Annotated in this window: 17 protein-coding genes and 1 tRNA gene; 9 read left to right on the forward strand and 9 right to left on the reverse strand. The window is 68.1% G+C overall.

Annotated elements, in window-relative coordinates; translation table 11 throughout:
* Positions 1-29: 29 nt before the first annotated feature.
* The 3 genes from proC (at position 30) to ROJ8625_RS00125 (ending at position 2,376) form a co-directional block, all read left to right on the forward strand.
* Positions 30-848, forward strand: a complete 819-nt coding sequence (gene proC, locus ROJ8625_RS00115) for a pyrroline-5-carboxylate reductase (RefSeq protein WP_085789828.1) — start codon at positions 30-32, stop codon at positions 846-848.
* Positions 838-1,179 carry a tRNA-binding protein gene (locus tag ROJ8625_RS00120; protein ID WP_085789829.1) on the forward strand — a complete coding sequence of 114 codons (342 nt, stop codon included), beginning with the start codon at positions 838-840 and terminating at the stop codon, positions 1,177-1,179. Before proC ends, ROJ8625_RS00120 begins: the two co-directional genes overlap by 11 nt.
* A 78-nt stretch (positions 1,180-1,257) precedes the next feature.
* Positions 1,258-2,376, forward strand: a complete 1,119-nt coding sequence (locus tag ROJ8625_RS00125) for a beta-ketoacyl-ACP synthase III (RefSeq protein ID WP_085789830.1) — start codon at positions 1,258-1,260, stop codon at positions 2,374-2,376.
* Positions 2,377-2,392: 16 nt separating this feature from the next.
* Here ROJ8625_RS00125 and ROJ8625_RS00130 read toward each other — a convergent pair whose 3' ends face one another.
* Complete coding sequence (locus tag ROJ8625_RS00130) at positions 2,393-2,974, reverse strand: thymidine kinase (protein WP_085789831.1); 582 nt, start codon at positions 2,972-2,974, stop codon at positions 2,393-2,395.
* A gap of 67 nt (positions 2,975-3,041) precedes the next feature.
* On the opposite strand from ROJ8625_RS00130, the gene ROJ8625_RS00135 reads away from it, so the two are divergent.
* Complete coding sequence (locus tag ROJ8625_RS00135) at positions 3,042-3,926, forward strand: helix-turn-helix transcriptional regulator (protein WP_085789832.1); 885 nt, start codon at positions 3,042-3,044, stop codon at positions 3,924-3,926.
* A gap of 378 nt (positions 3,927-4,304) precedes the next feature.
* Here the strand turns inward: ROJ8625_RS00135 and rimO are convergent, their stop codons facing one another.
* Positions 4,305-5,675: a 30S ribosomal protein S12 methylthiotransferase RimO gene (gene rimO, locus ROJ8625_RS00140; RefSeq protein WP_085789833.1), complete on the reverse strand. Its 1,371-nt coding sequence runs from the start codon at positions 5,673-5,675 to the stop codon at positions 4,305-4,307.
* 164 nt (positions 5,676-5,839) lie between these two features.
* On the opposite strand from rimO, the gene ROJ8625_RS00145 reads away from it, so the two are divergent.
* Positions 5,840-6,901 carry an FUSC family protein gene (locus tag ROJ8625_RS00145; RefSeq protein WP_085789834.1) on the forward strand — a complete coding sequence of 354 codons (1,062 nt, stop codon included), beginning with the start codon at positions 5,840-5,842 and terminating at the stop codon, positions 6,899-6,901.
* A 9-nt stretch (positions 6,902-6,910) separates the two neighbouring features.
* On the opposite strand, the gene ROJ8625_RS00150 is transcribed toward ROJ8625_RS00145, so the two are convergent.
* Entirely contained in the window at positions 6,911-7,504 is a 594-nt protein-coding gene (locus tag ROJ8625_RS00150; RefSeq protein WP_085789835.1) for a GcrA family cell cycle regulator, read from the reverse strand.
* 129 nt (positions 7,505-7,633) lie between these two features.
* Between ROJ8625_RS00150 and ROJ8625_RS00155 the strand changes: the two genes are divergently transcribed.
* Positions 7,634-8,443 carry an ABC transporter permease gene (locus ROJ8625_RS00155; protein ID WP_085789836.1) on the forward strand — a complete coding sequence of 270 codons (810 nt, stop codon included), beginning with the start codon at positions 7,634-7,636 and terminating at the stop codon, positions 8,441-8,443.
* A gap of 5 nt (positions 8,444-8,448) precedes the next feature.
* A complete protein-coding gene (locus ROJ8625_RS00160; RefSeq protein ID WP_085789837.1) occupies positions 8,449-9,147 on the forward strand; it encodes an SDR family NAD(P)-dependent oxidoreductase in 699 nt (232 codons plus the stop codon).
* Between the two features lies 1 nt (position 9,148).
* Here the strand turns inward: ROJ8625_RS00160 and ROJ8625_RS00165 are convergent, their stop codons facing one another.
* The 3 genes from ROJ8625_RS00165 to dapF form a co-directional block, all read right to left on the reverse strand.
* A complete protein-coding gene (locus ROJ8625_RS00165) occupies positions 9,149-9,868 on the reverse strand; it encodes a CDP-alcohol phosphatidyltransferase family protein (protein ID WP_085790723.1) in 720 nt (239 codons plus the stop codon).
* 117 nt (positions 9,869-9,985) lie between these two features.
* Positions 9,986-11,242: a tRNA (N(6)-L-threonylcarbamoyladenosine(37)-C(2))-methylthiotransferase MtaB gene (gene mtaB / locus ROJ8625_RS00170; RefSeq protein WP_085789838.1), complete on the reverse strand. Its 1,257-nt coding sequence runs from the start codon at positions 11,240-11,242 to the stop codon at positions 9,986-9,988.
* Positions 11,239-12,075 (reverse strand): diaminopimelate epimerase, encoded by an 837-nt coding sequence (gene dapF / locus ROJ8625_RS00175; protein ID WP_085789839.1) that lies wholly within the window; start codon positions 12,073-12,075, stop codon positions 11,239-11,241. Before dapF ends, mtaB begins: the two co-directional genes overlap by 4 nt.
* 139 nt (positions 12,076-12,214) lie before the next feature.
* On the opposite strand from dapF, the gene ROJ8625_RS00180 reads away from it, so the two are divergent.
* Positions 12,215-12,290: transfer RNA gene (locus ROJ8625_RS00180), tRNA-Lys, on the forward strand.
* A 140-nt stretch (positions 12,291-12,430) separates the two neighbouring features.
* A complete protein-coding gene (locus ROJ8625_RS00185; RefSeq protein WP_085789840.1) occupies positions 12,431-13,237 on the forward strand; it encodes a DUF6635 family protein in 807 nt (268 codons plus the stop codon).
* A gap of 131 nt (positions 13,238-13,368) precedes the next feature.
* Here ROJ8625_RS00185 and ROJ8625_RS00190 read toward each other — a convergent pair whose 3' ends face one another.
* The 3 genes from ROJ8625_RS00190 to fabA form a co-directional block, all read right to left on the reverse strand.
* Entirely contained in the window at positions 13,369-14,154 is a 786-nt protein-coding gene (locus ROJ8625_RS00190; RefSeq protein ID WP_085789841.1) for an enoyl-ACP reductase FabI, read from the reverse strand.
* 45 nt (positions 14,155-14,199) lie between these two features.
* Positions 14,200-15,429, reverse strand: a complete 1,230-nt coding sequence (fabB, locus tag ROJ8625_RS00195; RefSeq protein ID WP_085789842.1) for a beta-ketoacyl-ACP synthase I — start codon at positions 15,427-15,429, stop codon at positions 14,200-14,202.
* 318 nt (positions 15,430-15,747) lie between these two features.
* Complete coding sequence (gene fabA / locus ROJ8625_RS00200; RefSeq protein WP_085789843.1) at positions 15,748-16,257, reverse strand: bifunctional 3-hydroxydecanoyl-ACP dehydratase/trans-2-decenoyl-ACP isomerase; 510 nt, start codon at positions 16,255-16,257, stop codon at positions 15,748-15,750.
* Positions 16,258-16,402 lie beyond the last annotated feature (145 nt).

A 16,402-nucleotide genomic window follows, 5' to 3' on the forward strand; every position in this document is an offset into this window, starting at 1 on the left:
ACATCTCATTCGATCGAAGGAATGCGTTAATGCAGGATACCGAGATCGCCCGCCGCGGCCTCGTGCTTCTCGGGTGCGGCAAGATGGGGTCGGCCATGCTCGAGGGCTGGCTTGCCCGGGGCCTGCCGGCCACATCGGTCACCGTGCTCGATCCCGAACCGTCGGACTGGGTGCGGTCGCAGAACGTCAGGATCGACGGCGAGATGCCCGCCGATCCGGCGATCGCCCTGCTGGCCGTGAAGCCGCAGATGATGCGCGACGCGCTGCCGACGCTCGCGACGCTCGGTGGCGGAAGCACGCTCTTCGTGTCGGTCGCGGCCGGGATCCCGCTGTCGACCTATACCGACCTGCTCGGCTCGAAGACCCCGGTCGTCCGCGCGATGCCCAACACGCCGGCCGCCATCGGCCGCGGGATCAGCGCGCTGATCGGCAACGCGGCCGCCACGGAGACGCATCTCGAACAGACCGAGATGCTGCTCTCGGCCGTGGGCGAGACTGTCCGCCTCGACAGCGAGGACCAGATGGACGCGGTCACGGCAACGTCCGGGTCCGGGCCGGCCTACGTCTTCCATATGATCGAGGCGCTCGCCGCTGCCGCAGAAGCCGAGGGATTGTCGCGCGATCTCGCGCTCACGCTGGCGCGGGCGACAGTGGCCGGCGCAGGCGCGCTGGCGCAGGAAACGGGCACCCACCCTTCCGAACTGCGCGAGAATGTCACCAGCCCGAACGGTACGACCGCCGCCGGACTGTCGGTGCTCATGGACGCCGATACCGGCCTGGCGCCGCTGATGCGGGCCACGGTTGCCGCCGCAGCGGACCGGTCGCGGGAGCTCGGGCGTGACGACTGAAATCGGCATCGACGATTTCACCAGGGTGGACATTCGCGCGGGCACGATCCTGCGGGCGGAGCCGTTTCCCGAGGCCCGCAAACCGGCGATCAAGCTCTGGATCGATTTCGGCCCGGAACTCGGCGAAAAACGATCGTCGGCCCAGATCACCGTGCACTACACGCCAGAGACGCTAGTCGGGCGGCAGGTGATGGCGGTGGTCAATTTTCCGCCCCGCCAGATCGGACCCGTGCGCTCCGAAGTGCTGGTGCTTGGGGCGTCGGACGCGGACGGCGCCATCGTGCTTCTGGCGCCCGAGCGGCCTGTCCCGAACGGCGCCCGGATGCACTGACAGCGACGGCATACGGGGGACCGCTTGACCGCGGACCGCCGCTCGGGTCATGTCCCCGCGACGCTTCGGAGGAGAGCCATGACCCAGCCCGCCATCACCGGAAGCGGCGTCTTCACGCCAGAGCTCGCCATCTCGAACGACGAACTCGTCGCCGCCTTCAACGCCTATGCAGACCGGTTCAACGCCGACCACGCGGAGGCCATCGCCGCCGGCACGGTCGAGGCGAAGCCGCAATCGAGCGCAGAGTTCATCCTGCAAGCCTCGGGCATCGAGAGCCGCTACGTGCTCGACAAGTCCGGCATCCTCGATCCCGACCGGATGTATCCCAGCCTGCGGCCGCGTCGCGACGACGAGCCGTCGGTGATGGCCGAGATGGCGCTCGACGCTGCGGGCAAGGCTCTGGCGGCCGCGGGCCGTGCGGCCGGCGAGATCGACCTCGTGATCTGCGCGGCGTCGAACCACGAACGGCCCTACCCCGCGATGGCCATCGAGATCCAGCAACTGCTCGGCGCCGGTGGGTTCGCTTTTGACATGAACGTCGCCTGCTCGTCCGCGACCTTCGGCATCCAGGCGGCGGCCGACATGATACGCGGCGGGTCGGCCCGGCGTGCGCTGGTCGTGTCGCCCGAGATCTGCTCGGGCCATCTCGAATGGCGGGACCGCGACTGCCACTTCATCTTCGGCGATGTCGCGACCGCGGTCGTGATCGAGCCGGCGGACGAGGCCAAGGGCGCGCGGTTCGACATCCACTCGACGCGCTGCGCGACGCAATTTTCCAACAATATCCGCAACAACCACGGCTTTCTTCGACCGGTTCACGACCAGATGGAAGACCGTCGCGACATGCGGTTCATGCAGAACGGGCGCAAGGTGTTCAAGGAAGTGCTACCGCTCGTGTCCGCCCACATCGCCGGTCACCTCGCCGATGCAGGCTGGCAGTCGGACGACCTGAAGCGGCTCTGGCTGCACCAGGCGAACAAGGCGATGAACGATTTCATCGGCAAGAAGGTGCTCGGCCGCACACCCGAGCCCCGCGAGCAGCCGAACATCCTGCAGGACTATGCCAACACGTCGTCGGCCGGATCGATCATCGCGTTCGCGCAGAACTCCGACGATCTCGAACCCGGCGACCGAGGGGTGATCTGCTCGTTCGGAGCGGGATACTCGGTCGGCTCGGTGCTCGTCGAGCGGGCCTGAGCGCCCGGGCCCGGCCCTACCCGTCCGCCATGGCCTCGCGCCAGTGGCGGCGACAGAGGCTTTCGTAGGTCTCGTTTCCGCCGACCTGCACCTGCGCGCCCTCGCGCAGCACGCGGCCGGCGTCGTCGCGCCGCACGACCATGGTGGCCTTGCGCCCGCACGTGCAGATCGTGCGCACCTCGCGCATCCAGTCGGCCAGCGCCAGAAGCGCCGCGGAGCCGGGAAACAGCTTGCCCCGGAAATCGACGCGCAAGCCGTAGCACATCACCGGCACGCCCAGATCATCGGCCACCTCGGCAAGCTGCCAGACCTGCTCCTCGGTCAGGAACTGCGCCTCGTCGACGAAGACGCAGGCCAGATCCTGCGTCGCGCGGCGCGAAGCGACCAGCGCGACAAGATCGGTGGCGGCATCGAAGCAGTCTGCGTCACGCCCGAGACCGATCCGCGACCCGATGCGCCCTGCCCCCGCCCGGCTGTCGATTGCGGCGGTCAGAAGCATCACCGACATGCCGCGCTCCTCGTAATTGTGCGCCGCCTGCAAGAGCAGAGTCGATTTCCCCGCGTTCATCGTGGAATAATGAAAGTAGAGCTTCGCCATGCCGGCCTGATGCCCCACCCCGCGGGACAGGGCAAGACACGCGCGGGGCCAGGGGACGAGGACGGGAATGGAACCGACGCAACCGACGCCCGGTCGCGTGCTGAGCGCGGCCGAGCGCTACACGCCGGAATTGCTTCAAGGCGTTCTGGCGCGGCTCGAAGCGACAACGCACAGCCGCGAGGTCTGGCAGATCATCGTCGAGACCGGGCGCACGGTCGGCCTGCCTTTCGTGGATTTCGTGTCGGCGTCGGGCATGCTCGACTGGCGGCCCACGCTGTTCGTCCGGACCTCCTACGACGCCGACTGGCTGATGGACCAGTACCGCGACCCCGACCTGCGAAAGTGGTCCTTCTTTCGCCAGCACGCGCTCAGTTGCCTGACACCCCTCGTGATCGGCATCGACTTCGCCGACGAGTATCCGCCGGTGCCGCCGGCGCGGGTCGCCCTCTTGCGCGAGGCGGCCGAACGCGGGATGCGCGCCGGTCTCTCGATCCCGCTGCGGCAGAACGCACCGCCCCAGGCGGCGTTGCTGACCTTTTCGGGCGATCATGGCCGGCGCGAGATGCGCGCGATCGTCAAGGCACATGGCTGGACGCTGCACGCGATGTCCCTGATCGGTCATCAGCGATACCTCATGCACTTCGCCGAGGAGTTCACCGAACGAAACGAGATCACCGACAAGCAGCGCGCGCTTCTGGAATTGATCGGCCTCGGGCTTCAGGACAAGGCGATCGCGGAGCGGCTGGGAGTATCGATCTCGGCGGTGCGCCAGCGGATGAACTCGCTGTGCGCCAAGACCGGTCTGGGATCGCGTGCGGAACTGGCGGCGCTGGCGATGACGCTCGGGATTCTGCCCGACCCGCTGCGCGGACCGACCGAAAACGGCCCGACGGAGCTGCTCGTGGAGATGGATCCGGCCGGCGTCCGCAGGGCGCCTGCGCCCAGATTGTGACGCCTCGCGACCCGGGCACCCGCCACCAAAAAGGGCGCCCCCGAAGGAGGCGCCCGATGCGTGTCACCAATACAGACTGAAATCCTTCGTCCCCCCGAACAAAGGGAAAAAACCTTAGGCGAGAGGAAGATACGATGCCAAATGGCACCGCGACCGGTATCGATCCTTCCTGTCCCCTTTGAGGCGCCGCGGCCCAGCGAGCATCCTCAAGTAATGCCTCATATTAACCCAACGTAAATTTTTTGTCCTGCGGATTCTTGCCGAAATGCAGCCACAAATGCCGCTGAAAGGCCTCAAACGAAGGACCGAACTGCAAGATTCGACAGCTTGGTCATCACGCGCCGTCACGGCGCGTTGAGCGAATCGGGAATCGGACCCTCAGATGCGGGTTGCCCAGAGATCGTAGTTCGACGCTTCGTCGATCTCGACCTCCACCAGATCCCCCGGGGACAGGCTCTCAAAGCCACTGTCGACGTAGATATTTCCGTCGATCTCGGGCGCTTCGGCGGCGCTCCGGCAGGTCGCGCCGTCCGAATCCACCGCATCGACGAGCACACTGGCCCGGCGCCCGACGCGCGCCTCGAGCTTCGCGGCCGAGATCGCCTGCGCCTTCTCCATGAACCGCGCCCAGCGTTCGGCCTTCACTTCGTCCGGGACGTGATCGGGGAGCGCGTTCGACCGTGCGCCCGCCACGTTCTCGTACTGGAAGCAGCCGACCCGGTCGAGCTGCGCCTCGTCGAGCCAGTCCAGCAGCGTCTGGAACTCGTCCTCCGTTTCGCCGGGGTAGCCGACAATGAAGGTCGAGCGGAGCGTGATCTCGGGGCAAGCGGCCCGCCACGCCGCGATCTCGTCCAGCGTCCGCTCCGCCGCGGCCGGCCGCGCCATCCGTCGCAGAGTATCGGGATGAGCGTGCTGAAACGGGATGTCGAGATACGGAAGAATCCCACCCGACGCCATCATCGGCACCAGATCGCGCACGTGCGGATACGGATAGACGTAATGCATCCGCACCCAGATCCCGATTTGTCCCAGCTCGCGCGCAAGGTCGAGGATCGGCGCCTTGGACGGCCGATCGGACCAGTCGGTCCCGTAGGCCGATGTGTCCTGACTGATGACGAGGAGTTCGCGAACGCCGCTCTCGGCCAGTTTCTCGGCCTCGCGCACCACGGCCTTGAGCGGGCGCGACGCCAACCGGCCGCGCATGTCGGGAATGATGCAGAAGCGGCACTTGTGGTTACAGCCCTCGGAAATCTTGAGATAGCTGTAGTGGCGCGGCGTGAGCTTCACCCCCGAGGCGGGCATGAGATCCACGAACGGATCCGGGTCTGGCGGCACCGCGGCGTGCACGGCATCGAGAACCCGCTCGTACTGGTGCGGACCGGTCACCGCCAGGACGGTCGGATGCGCGCCGGTGACATAGTCGGGCTCGGCCCCGAGGCAGCCCGTGACGATCACGCGGCCATTCTCGTTCAGCGCCTCACCGATCGCCTCGAGGCTCTCGGCCTTGGCGCTGTCGAGAAACCCGCAGGTGTTGACGATCACCGCGTCCGCGCCGTCGTAGTCCGCCGATATGCCGTAGCCTTCGGCCCGGAGGCGCGTGAGGATCCGCTCGCTGTCGACGAGCGCCTTCGGGCAGCCCAGCGAGACCATGCCGATGGTAGGCTGCCGCTCGGGGCGGACGGTCGAGAGATCGCGCTCGAGGCGGGCATTGGCCCTGTCGGGGCGAAGATCGGGTGGGTTCTGAACCATGATCGCGGCCTATAGCGGCCACGCGGCACCTTGAAAAGCGGCAGGCGCCGCGCGCTCACGGCTGCGTCAGGGCCGCACGCGGGCCGCCGGCGCTTTCCTGACCGTGCCGGGGCCCTATCTCCGCGACAGTCTCACGGACACGGGCGCGAGGGCACGGAAACTTCATGCGCGGCACGGCGCGACGCTTCCTGATCGACGGCGACGGCTACATGCCGTGGCGCGGCGTCGCGGCTGTCCTCCTGGCCGTGGTCGTGCCGGTGCTGCTGGCCGTCACGGTATTCGGCCCGGCGGGTGCAGCGGTGTTCATCGCCGCCTTGCCGGCACACCTTGCCGCCAAGCAGGCGGGCATCTACGCGGCGACAGTGGTGACGATGGTCACCGCGATGGGCGGCGTGCTCGCGCTCGGTTCGCTCGAGATGTCGCTGCTCGTCGCGGCTTGCCTCGCCATCATCACCTCGATCGGGTTTCGCCACGGGCTCGCCACACCGTGCTTGCGCGCGCTGTTTACCTGGACGGTGTTCACCGGGCCGATCCTGCCGGCAGACGAAAAGCCGCTGATCCTGCTTTTGTCCATCGCCGCGATCTTCTGGAGCGTCAGCGTGACATGGGCGATGGGCGAGGCCGCGGACGCCTCCGAAGAAGAAAGCTCCGGCCCGGAATTCTCCTTGCTGTTCGGGGCGATGCTGGGCGTCGGCCTCGTTCTGTCGGTCTATATAGGCGCGCGGTTTTTCGGCCCGCACGGATTCTGGTTCCCGCTGACCTTCGCCGTCCTCTGGATCCCTCCATTCGGCCAACTTTTCACGCGGACCGCGAAGCGGACGGCGGGCACCGTGGCAGGGGTGGCCTTGGCGATGGCGCTGGCCATTGGTGTGGAGTCGGAGGCCACGCGGGCCGCCATCGCTCTGGCGATCGTGCCGTTCGCTTTCCGCATCCTGCCGCGCAGCTACGCCGGGTTCACCGCACTCCTGACGATGATCGTGCTCGAAGCTCTGAGCCTCGTGTCGGATCTCGACGCGCTCGCGGTAGAGAGGATCTGGTCCATGCTCGCGGCTGCTCTGACCGCGGGACTGCTCGGGCTCCTGGCCTTCGCGATCCTGCGGCGCGTGGCGCCCGATGCGCTGGACGAGCTCATGCAGCCAAGCGAGGACGACACGCGCGAGGAGGATGGTCCCAACGCGCAAGAGCCCCGCGCAGAGCCGCGGGGCCGGACACCTGAACCGACGTGAGGAGCGCCGTCAGCGCCGTCGGTCGCGGCGCGACGACATTGGCTGGAACGCCACGCCCACATGCGCCTCGCAATAGGGCTTGCCTTGCTGCACGGGCAGGCCGCAGAACCAGAACTCCTCTGTCGCAGGGTCGCCCACGGGCCATTTGCAGGTCCGCTCGGTCAACTCCATCAACGAGAGTCTCTTGGCCGTCTTCTCCACTTCGCTCACCTTTGCGAGGGCTTCGGGGCTGATTTCGTTGGCCGAGGGCTGCGGGGGCAGCGGTTGGCCAGCGGGCACGATCTTGCCGCGCGGCGCGGGCGCGGCGGATTTCGTTTCGGGGGCCGGCGCCGCGGCGGCAGCGGCCGTCGCGGGCTCGGGCTCCGGCGCCGGTGCCGGCTCGGCCGGGGTCTTGGGCTTGGGCTCGGCGCTCTTTGTCGGTGCGGCGGCAGGTTCGGCCGCGGCCGGTTCCGCACCGGTGCGGTTCGACAGGCCCAGCCGGTGCACCTTGCCGATCACCGCGTTGCGCGTCACGCCGCCCAGTTCCTTGGCGATCTGGCTCGCCGACTGGCCCTCGCTCCACATCTTCTTGAGAAGTTCCACGCGCTCGTCGGTCCAGGACATCCGCAGCCAGCCTTTCTGATTGAAAAAGCGGCCGCGTGGTGTCGGCCGCCTGACTATTCCGCTCGGACCCCTATTCTAATCACCAGCCCGCCAGATACAAGCGGGGCCAACCGCATCGAGGGAGACGACATGAGCGACATCGCGTCATTCGAGCAGGGCACACGCCGGTTCGGCCGGGTGAACTGGCTGGGTCTTCTGACCTTGTGCCAGCGCGAGATCCAGCGCTTCATGAATGTGTGGACGCAAACGCTGCTTGCGCCACTGGTGACCGCCGGCCTGTTCATGGTGATCTTCTCCATCGCTATCGGACCGCGCCGCGGCGACGTGATGGGGATGCCCTTCACCACCTTCATCGCGCCGGGGATCATGATGATGACCGTGATCCAGAACGCCTTTGCCAACACCTCGTCGTCGATCGTCATCGCCAAGGTGCAGGGCAACATCGTCGACACGCTGATGCCGCCTCTGTCCGGCGGCGAAATGGTGCTGGGGTACTTGGCCGGCGGTATCGCGCGCGGCCTGGTCGTCGCAGTCGTGATCGCGGTGGGGCTGGGCCTCGTGCTGGGCGTCTGGCCGCAGCACCCGCTGGTCATGCTCGCCTTCGTTCTGCTCGGCGCCGCGTTCCTGTCGGGACTCGGCATCGTCGCCGGCGTCTTCGCCGAGAAATTCGACCAGATGGCTGCGATCACGAACTTCGTCGTGACGCCGCTCGCCTTCCTGTCGGGCACCTTCTACTCGGTCGAGGCGCTGCCGCCGGTGATGTACGAAATCACCCACCTCAACCCGATCTTCTACCTGATCGACGGCGCGCGATACGGCATGATCGGCGTGTCCGACAGCTCTCCGCTGCTGGGCTTCTTCATTGCGGTGGCCTCCGTCGCCGCGATCAACGTCATCGGCTGGCGCATGTTCGCGCGCGGCTACCGGCTGAAGGCATGAGCGCCATGAGCAAACCGATCGCCGTGATTGTCGGTGTGGGTGACGGCCTGTCGGCGTCTCTCGCCCGCCGCCTGTCACCGGAGTACGAGCTTCACCTCTGCGCGCGCGGGCCGGACAAGATGCGCGCCGTGGCGGAAGAGACCGGCGCGGCCACGCACCTGATCGACGGCACCGATGCCGGCGCGACCGCCGCGCTCTTCGACGGGCTGCCGGAGGCGCCGCGCGTCGCGATCTACAACCCGTCGGCCCGCGTGCACGGCGGCATCGCCGAGCTCGATCCCGTCGAGGTTCGCCGCGCCGTCGAGATCACCGCCTTTGGTGCGTTCCTGACCGCGCAGGCCGCCGCCCGGCGCATGCTGGCCGCCCAACCGGACGATCGCGGCATCCGCGGCACGATCCTGTTCACCGGCGCCTCGGCCGGAGTGAAGGGATTTCCCCGCTCGTCCGTCTTCGCGATGGGAAAGTTCGCGCAGCGCGGGCTGGCCGAGAGCCTGAGCCGCGAATTGCACCCCGAGGGGATCCACGTCGCCTGGATCAACATCGACGGCGCGATCCGCAATCCCGGACGCAGCGAAGCGGCGGACAATCCCGACTCGATGCTCGATCCCGACGCGATAGCCGAGGCCTATGCCGGCCTCATCGCGCAGGACCGGTCGACCTGGAGCCACGAGTTGACGCTCCGGCCCTGGGTCGAAAAGTTCTGAACTACTCGGCGGGAGTTTCCTGCTCCCGCCCGCGCCGGACAGGCACGATCTGCTGCACCGCGCCGACTGCAACGAGGTAGACCGAGGTCGCCACGAGCCCCCAATGCGCCCAGCTTTCGGGGTGGAAGTCGACCCACGCCGCCCACCCCGCGAAACAGACCCACGCGAAGGCCACCGGCAGCGACAGGGCGCGCCACCGGGCCGTGCGCACCGGGTGGATGAACTTGATCGGCAGGAACATCGCCGTGGCGAGCGCCGCCACGAGGACCAGCATCACCGGCACCGCCGGTTCCACCGCGAACAAGACCAGCACCAGCATGTTCCAGCAGCCCGGAAAGCCCATGAACGAGTTGTCCTCGGTCTTCATCCGGCAGTCGGCGAAGTACATCGCCGAGGCGAACGTGATGACGAAGATCGTCACCCACCCCGTCCAGCCCGGCAGCAGGTCCGACTGGAACAGCGCGAATGCCGGGATGAAAACGTAGGTCAGATAGTCGATGATGAGGTCGAGCAGCACCCCGTCGAACCGTGGCGCGTTGAGCTTTACGTCGTATTTCCGGGCCAGCGGGCCGTCCACGCCGTCGACGGCGAAGGCCACGACCAGCCACAGGAACATGATCGACCACTGCCCCTGCGCCGCGGCGAGCAGAGCGAGCATGGCGAACACGGCGCCGGTGGCGGTCAGGAGATGGACGAGCAGCGCGCGGGTCTGAAGTGTCATCGAAACGTGATGGAGGAAATCGCCGGCGGGATCAATGCCCGCCAGCCGGGACCGTGAGCCGCGGCGCACACGCAAGTCATGGCGCGGCTCACCGCCGAGGACGGTCCCGAGCCGCGCTCAGGCGAGCAGGACCGACCCGTCCCGGCCGGACGGCACCGCCTCGACGATCGCGCCCTCCGACCGCGGCGTGGTGAACCGCACCTCGGCGAAATGCTCCGTGCGGCCCATCTCGGGGGCCTCCATCAGCACGCGGTGCGGCTGACCGACCTGCGCCGAGACATGCCGCGCGACGGCGGCCTCTCCGGCCTCGCGCAACCGGCGCGCACGGTCCTTGATTGTGCGCCCGTCGACCTGCGGCATCCGGGCCGCCGGCGTGCCGGGGCGTGGCGAATACGGGAACACGTGCAGCCAGGTCAGGCCGCAGGCCTCGACCATGCCGAGTGCGTTCTCGAACGCCGCCTCGGTCTCGGTCGGAAAGCCGGCGATGATGTCCGCCCCGAAGATCATGTCCGGGCGCAGCCGGCGGGCGGCGTCGCAGAACGCGATGGCGTCCTCCGAAAGGTGCCGCCGCTTCATCCGTTTCAGGATCAGGTCGTCGCCATGCTGCAGCGAGAGGTGCAGATGCGGCATCAGCCGCGGCTCCGTCGCGATCGCCTGCATCAGGTTGTCGTCGACCTCGATCGAATCGATGGACGAGATCCGAAGGCGCGGCAGATCCGGCACCAGCTTCAGGATGCGCATCACCAGATCGCCGAGCTTGGGCGCCGCCGGAAGGTCCGCCCCCCAGCTCGTGAGGTCCACGCCGGTCAGCACGACCTCGTTGAAGCCCGCGCCAACGAGCCGCTTGATCTGTTCGACCACAACGCCCGCCGGGACCGATCGCGAATTGCCCCGGCCGTACGGGATGATGCAGAAGGTGCAGCGGTGGTCGCAGCCGTTCTGCACCTGTACGTAGGCGCGCGAGCGCGTGCCGAAGCCGTCGATCAGGTGGCCGGCGGTCTCGGTCACCGACATGATGTCGTCGACCATAACCCGCTCGGTCTCGCCGATGAAGTCCGCCGCCAGCCGACCCCAGGTCTCCGGCGCCATCTTCTCGGCGTTGCCGATCACGGCATCGACCTCTTCCATCTCGGCGAAGGTCTCGGGCTCGGTCTGCGCGGCGCAGCCGGTCACGATGAGCCGCGCCTCCGGGTTGTCTCGCCGCAGCCGGCGGATCTCCTGGCGGGCCTTGCGCACCGCCTCGGCAGTGACCGCGCAGGTGTTGACCACAACCGCGCCGGACAGGCCCGCCTGCTCGGCCAGCCCCTTCATCGCCTCGGTCTCGTAGGCGTTGAGCCGGCAGCCCATCGTCGTGAACCGGGGCGGCGCCGTCATCGCTGCGCCTCCAGCCACTCGGCTGACAGCACGCCGTCGAAGACATGCATCGTGGGCCCGGTCATCCAGACGCCATCGTCGCGCCAGTCGATCTCGAGCGTCCCGCCGTCCAGGTCGACCCGCACCTGCCGCCCGGTCAGACCCCGCCGCGCGGCCGCCACCGCCGCAGCGCAGGACGAGGAGCCCGACGCGAGCGTGATGCCCGCGCCCCGCTCCCACACCCGCAGACGCAGCCGGTCCGGCCCGGTCACCGTGACGACCTGGACGTTGGTCCGCTCGGGATAGAGCGGGTGATGTTCGTAGCGCGGCCCGAACGTCTCCAGCGCCACCGCCTCGGCATCGGGCACGAAGAACGTGCAATGCGGATTGCCCATCCCCGTCGCGGTGGGCCCGCCCTCGATGGGCAGTTCCAGCGTGTCGACCGCCTCGGCCAGCGGGATCTCGGACCAGTCGAGCTGCGGCGCACCCATGTCGACCGACACCGCGCCGTCGGGCGCCGCGACCGCGCGCAGGGCGCCACGGCCGGTGGCGAGCGTCAGACGCTCGCGCCCGGTCTCGTCCATCAGCAGGCGCGCGATGCAGCGCGTCGCGTTGCCGCAGGCGGCCGAGGGCGAACCGTCGGCGTTGAGAAAGCTGAGCCGCGCATCCGCATCGTCCGTGGCCCCGATCACGGCCAGCTGGTCGAACCCGACCCCGCGGTGGCGGTCCGCCAGCGCCGCGGCCAGCCGCGGCGTGACCTCGATGGCACGCGCGCGCGCATCCAGCACGACGAAGTCGTTGCCCAGCCCGTGCATCTTCATGAAGGGCAGTCCGGTATCGCGCGTCTGGCTCATGCGCGCGGCATATACGCGCCTTGGCCGGCGCTTTCCAGAGCCGTCCGTGGGCCGCGCCCCATGCCCTCGAAAAGCGCTCCGAAGGCCGCACGTTTTCGGGTTGACCTCCCTTCGCGCTCTTTCTAGGTAGCGCGCCAGTGGGCCGTTAGCTCAGTTGGTAGAGCAACTGACTTTTAATCAGTGGGTCGCAGGTTCGAATCCTGCACGGCTCACCACTGTTCCCGAGATTTCCATCGACGGCACGTCGGACCCGGCGCGTGAGCTCCGGGATCTCGCGCGTTTGCGACGTCGGGCGCCTTGCCCCGCGCGGACCGCGCGCCCACCTCTGGCCTGTAGCGCCGGAAGGGCCCGCCCCATGACCGCCGACGAGATCCGCGATGCCGAGATCCGCGCCTTCGTGCGCGACACGTTCGGCCTGCGCGGCACGCTCCGGATCCACCGCGATGCGCTCGGCCTCGACCTTCTGCGCGCGCCGGTCAACGTCGCGCTGGCGCCCGTCTTCCTGCTCTCCCGGCTGCTCGCGCTCGCGCTTCACCTCGTGCGCTTGCGCCGCGCATCGGCCTGGATCCTGGGCCGCCAGGTGTTCCTGCGCACGTCCGTCGCACGCACAGTCGCCGACCGTCTCGAGGCGCTGCTCGCGCGTCTCGACGCGCGCGACGCGGGCGTTGCCGCGGATCCTGCGCGGCGCACCCGCGCCATCGACGACTACGTGGGGGTCCGCAGCGCGGTGTCCGAGATCACGACGTCGCTGATCGTTCTGGCACTCGGCTACCTCGTCTTCCATGCCGCGACGCCCGGAATCGTGTCGCTCGCGCCGAACGTCGCCGACCGGCTGGCGCAGGCCGAGGCGGCGCGCGGCTTCTGGGCCGGCGAGCGCCTCGGGACGATGTGGTACGGCGCGTTCCCTGCCGACATCCCGCCCCGGCGCATCGTGCTCACCGGGTTCATCCTCGCCATGCTGGCCTCGGTCGTCACGACCTTCGCGGGGCTCTTCGCCGATCCGGTCCAGCGCGCCACCGGCATGCACCGCCGGCGGCTGCGCCGCCTTCTGTCAAGGCTCGACCGCGGCACGCCCGAAGGTCTGGCACCCGAGCATTTCGCGGCGCGAACCGGCGATCTGGTCGATGCGGCCCTCGCCCTCCTCCGCGCCTTCCGCGGCTAGCCGGGCGCGCCGCGATCCCCTTCATCTTGCCGCAAACCCCGGGGAGCGCGAGGGGCAGCGCCCCTCGCATGCGCCGTGCAAGCACGCCCGAGGCATGGATCCCCGCGGCACACGCGCGCCGCGACGGCTGCTCAAAGGTTGTCGAATTGCGGCATGCCGAGGACGTGGAATCCGCCGTCGACATGAATCACCTCGCCGGTGGTGAACGCGCCGGCATCGGAGACGAGCCAGACCGCGGTCCCGCCCACCGCCTCGAGCGTGGCGTTCGAGCGCAGGGGCGCGTTGGCCTCTGTGTGCTTGTAGCTGCGGCGAGCGCCACCGATCGCAGCGCCGGCCAGCGTCTTCATGGGTCCGGGCGACAGCGCGTTCACGCGGATGCCTTCGGGCCCGAGATCGTTGGCGAGGTAGCGGGTCGTCGATTCCAGTGCAGCCTTCGCCACGCCCATCACGTTGTAGTTCGGCACGACCTTGTTCGAGCCCTGGTAGGTCAGCGTCAGCATCGTGCCGCCCGCTTCCATCATCGGGTAGGCGCGGCGCGCCACCTCGATGAAGGAATAGCAGGAGATCTCCATCGAATGCTTGAAGTTCGTCCGGGAAGTGTTGAGGAATCGCCCCGTCAATTCGGACTTGTCCGAATACGCGATCGCGTGAACGAGGAAATCGAGCCGATCCCAGCGTTCGCCGAGCGCCGCGAACGCGGCGTCGAGCGACGCGTCGTCACAGACATCGACATCGAAGAGCAGGTCGGAGCCGACGCTTTCGGCAAGCGGCGCGAGCCGCGCGCCGAAGGCCGGGCCCTGGTGGGTGAAGGCGAGCTCGGCGCCCGCCTCGTGCATCGCCCTGGCGATCCCCCACGCGATCGATCGGTCGTTGGCAACGCCCATGATGAGCCCGCGCTTGCCGTTGAGAATGCCCATCTGGTGTCGTCCGTCTGAAATCTCTCGCCGCGGCGCGCCGCGGTCTTATCCTGAAAACCGGCTGAGCAGCATCGACCCGTTGGTGCCGCCGAAACCGAACGAATTGGTCATGACCGTGTCGAGGCCTGCGTTCTCCACCGTCTGCGTCGCGATCTCCTCGGGCTTCAGCGCCGGATCGAGCGTGTCGACGTTGATCGACGGGCAGATGAAGTCGTGTTCGAGCATCAGCAGGCAGTACACCGCCTCCTGCGCACCGGTCGCGCCCTGGCTGTGGCCGGTCATCGACTTGGTGGAGGAGACCGGCGGCGTGGTGCCGTCTCCGAAAACGCGCCGCACGGCCTCGATCTCTCCGACATCGCCCACCGGAGTCGAGGTGCCGTGAGCATTGATGTACCCCACGCGGCGCTCTTCGGGCAGCGTCTCGAGCGCGATGCGCATCGCGCGCTCGCCGCCCTCGCCCGACGGCGCGACCATGTCGTGCCCGTCCGAGGTGGCGCCGTAACCGGTGATCTCGGCATAGATCTTCGCGCCCCGGGCCTTTGCGTGCTCGAGATCCTCCAGCACGAGCATGCCGCCGCCGCCCCCGATCACGAACCCGTCGCGATCCGCGTCGAAGGCGCGCGACGCCTTCTCGGGCGCGTCGTTGAACTTTGACGACATCGCACCCATCGCGTCGAAGAGGCACGACAATGTCCAGTCGAGTTCCTCGCCGCCGCCGGCGAACATCACGTCCTGCTTGCCCAGCATGATCTGTTCGGCCGCGTTGCCGATGCAGTGCAGCGAGGTCGAGCACGCCGAGGTGATCGAGTAATTGATGCCCTTGATCCGGAACGCCGTCGACAGGTTCGCGGAGATCGTCGAGGACATGCATTTCGGCACGGCGGTCGGCCCGATGCGCCGCGGCGCGCCGGTCTTCAGCACCGTCTGGTGCGCCGCGAACATCGCGCTGGTCGAGGGGCCGCCGGAGCCGGCGACGAGACCCGTCCGCGGGTTCACCACGTCGCTCTCCTCAAGCCCGGAATCTGCGATCGCCTGGGTCATCGCGATATGCGCATAGGCCGCTCCCGGCCCCATGAAGCGCAGCGTCCGCTTCTCGACATGTTGTGTCACGTCGAGCTTCACGTCTCCGGCGATCTGCGACCGGAACCCGTGTTCCTTCATGTCCTCGTTCGCGGTGATGCCGGACGTGCCCGCCTTCAGCGAGGCCAGCACCTCTTCGGCGGTGTTGCCGATGGACGAGACGATCCCCAGTCCGGTGACGACGACGCGGCGCATGCCTGCTCCCCTCGGTGATGCAATGATCGTCCTAAGGGACAGCACCGGCAGGAGCAAGGGGCCAGCGCGCCCGCCCCGCCGCCGCGTGGGCGCAGATGCGGCTGTGCGCTAGCGCGTTGAGAGCACGCTCGTTTTCGCGGGTCGGCGCCATTGTTGCGCGAGGACGGAGCATCGCATGTGCCGCAGGGTTCAGCATCGCGCACCATCGGCCCACTGCACCAGGACCGCCGTCGCCGCCGAACCGTCAGGCTATGGCAGGAGATGCCGGACCAGTGCCGGCGCGCGGAATGGCCATGCAGGCCGCCATGTCGCGCATAGTCAGGTTTCGGACAGCGCCACCTTCATGTCGCTCACCTGATAGATGGTTTCGCCATCCGCCTCGACGCGCCCATCGGCGACGCCCATCGTCAGGCGCCGGGTCTGCACCGCCTTGGTGAAATCGACGTAGTAGGTCAGCATCTTGCGGTCCGGGCGCACCATTCCGGTCAGCTTCACTTCGCCCACGCCGAGCGCGTATCCTCGCCCGGGCCAGCCGCGCCAGCCAAGGTTGAACCCGGTCAACTGCCACAGGCCGTCGAGACCGAGACATCCCGGCATGATCGGATTGCCCGGAAAGTGACACTCGAAGAACCAGAGGTCGGGGTGGATGTCGAACTCGGCGACCACGTGCCCCTTGCCATGCGGTCCGCCATCACCCGAAATGTCGGTGATGCGATCCATCATCAGCATCGGCGGTTCCGGCAGTTGGGCGTTGCCGGGGCCGAAAAGCTCTCCCCGCGCGCATTTCAGCAGGTCGTCCTTGTCGAAGCTCGTCGGATAATCGGCCATCTGCACGGGCGCTCATTCGGTTCTGGGTAACAGGGTCGCGACCGTCTAGCACCGCGTTCGGCGCCCTTGCAAGTGCGTCCGCAGGGGCACGAGGCACAGCATTCTACCTGGTTTGCGATTGAAATCACTCGGTCCCGCGCCCTAT

The organism is Roseivivax jejudonensis, from assembly GCF_900172265.1.
In the GTDB taxonomy this organism is placed as follows: domain Bacteria; phylum Pseudomonadota; class Alphaproteobacteria; order Rhodobacterales; family Rhodobacteraceae; genus Roseivivax; species Roseivivax jejudonensis.